Consider the following 1,735-nt stretch of genomic DNA (forward strand, 5'->3'; position numbering starts at 1 on the left):
CCGTCACCGCGGTCTCACTCCTTGCCGAGGGCCTCGATGAGCTCGGGCACGGCCTCGTTGAGGTCGGCCACCAGACCGTAGTCGGCCACCTCGAAGATCGGCGCCTCCTCGTCCTTGTTGATGGCCACGATCACCTTCGAGTCCTTCATCCCCGCAAGGTGCTGGATCGCCCCCGAGATCCCCACCGCCACGTACAGCTCCGGCGCCACCACCTTCCCCGTCTGCCCCACCTGGCAGTCGTTGGGCACAAAACCGGCATCCACCGCCGCACGCGACGCCCCAACCGCCGCACCCAGCCGGTCCGCCAGCCCAAAGATCAGCCGCTCGAAGTTCTCCTTGCTCCCAAGCCCACGCCCACCCGAGACCACCACCCGCGCCGCAGTCAGCTCCGGACGCTCCGACTCGCTCCGCTCCAGTCCCACATGGCGCGAAAGCCCCGCATCCCCCGCACCCTCGATCCGCTCCACCGGCGCCGCCTCACCCCCCGACGCCACCGCATCGAACGCCGTCGCCCGCACCGTCAGCACCTTGACCTCGTCGAGCATCCGCACCCGCTCGAGCACGTTGCCCGCATAGATCGGCCGCACGAACCGGTCCGGCCCCTCGATCGCCTGCACCTCCGACACCATCCCCACACCCAGCAGCGCCGCCACCCGCGGCAGCACGTTCTTGCCGAACGTGCTCGCCGCCGCCACCAGGTGCCCGTAGCCCCCGTCCCTCATGCACCGCGCCAACAGCAGCGCCAGGTTCTCCGCCAGACCCCCCTCGTAGCAGGCGTCCTCGGCATGCAGCACCCGCGCCACTCCCTCGAGACCCGCCGCCTCCTCGGCCACCGCCCCGCTGCCCCCCCCACCGGCGATCAGCACCTCCACCGGCCCGGCCTCCAGCCGCCGCGCCGCCGCCACCGCATGCCGCGTCGCCTTCGCAAGCCGCTCCCCGTCGTGCTCGCCCAGCACCAGCACCTTCATCTCCGTCTCCCCCTCAGATCACCTTGGCCTCGTCGCGAAGCCGCGCCACCAGCTCCGCCACACTCCCCACCTTCACACCCCCCTTGCGCCGCGGCGGCTCAAACACCCCCTCCACCTCCCGGTGCCGCACCACCTCCACACCCAGCTCCTCCAGCCCCACCACCTCCAAAGGCTTCCTCTTCGCCTTCATGATGTTCGGCAGCGACGCATACCTCGGCTCGTTCAGCCGAAGATCCGTCGTGATCACCGCAGGCAGCTTCAGCCGCACCGTCTCCAGACCACCATCCACCTCGCGCACCACCTCCACCTCGTCCCCCTCGAACACCACCTTCGAGGCAAACGTCCCCTGCCCCCACCCCAGCAGACCCGCCAGCATCTGCCCCGTCTGGTTGGCATCGTCATCAATCGCCTGCTTGCCCAGAATCACCACCCGCGGCCCCTCCCGCTCCACCAGCACCGCCAGCACCCGCGCCACCTCCAGCGGCTCGAGCACCTCACCCGCCTCCACCAGCACCCCACGGTCCGCCCCCAGCGCCAGCGCCTGCCGCAGCTGCTCCTGCGCCGCCCGAACCCCCACCGACACCACCACCACCTCCGTGGCCAGCCCCGCCTCCTTCCACCGCACCGCCTCCTCCACCGCAATCTCGTCAAACGGGTTCATCGACATCTTCACGTTCGACGTCTCCACCCCAGAACCGTCCGCCTTCACACGAACCCGAACGTTGTAGTCCACCACCCGCTTGACCGCGACCAGTACCTTCATGCCG

At 70.0% G+C, this 1,735-nt stretch carries 2 protein-coding genes; both read right to left on the reverse strand.

The annotated features are described in order from the left end of the window. Positions 1-14: 14 nt before the first annotated feature. Positions 15-968: an electron transfer flavoprotein subunit alpha/FixB family protein gene (locus EDC57_RS12610; protein ID WP_123402280.1), complete on the reverse strand. Its 954-nt coding sequence runs from the start codon at positions 966-968 to the stop codon at positions 15-17. Between the two features lie 13 nt (positions 969-981). Continuing rightward, positions 982-1,731 (reverse strand): electron transfer flavoprotein subunit beta/FixA family protein, encoded by a 750-nt coding sequence (locus EDC57_RS12615; RefSeq protein WP_123402281.1) that lies wholly within the window; start codon positions 1,729-1,731, stop codon positions 982-984. Between the last annotated feature and the right edge of the window lie 4 nt (positions 1,732-1,735).

This window comes from Inmirania thermothiophila, from assembly GCF_003751635.1.
GTDB lineage: Bacteria > Pseudomonadota > Gammaproteobacteria > DSM-100275 > DSM-100275 > Inmirania > Inmirania thermothiophila.

Excerpts from the sequence above, each read along its gene's own strand:
- EDC57_RS12610 (WP_123402280.1), bottom strand. The coding sequence starts at position 968 with ATGAAGGTGCTGGTGCTGGGCGAGCACGACGGGGAGCGGCTTGCGAAG.
- EDC57_RS12615 (WP_123402281.1), bottom strand. The coding sequence starts at position 1,731 with ATGAAGGTACTGGTCGCGGTCAAGCGGGTGGTGGACTACAACGTTCGG.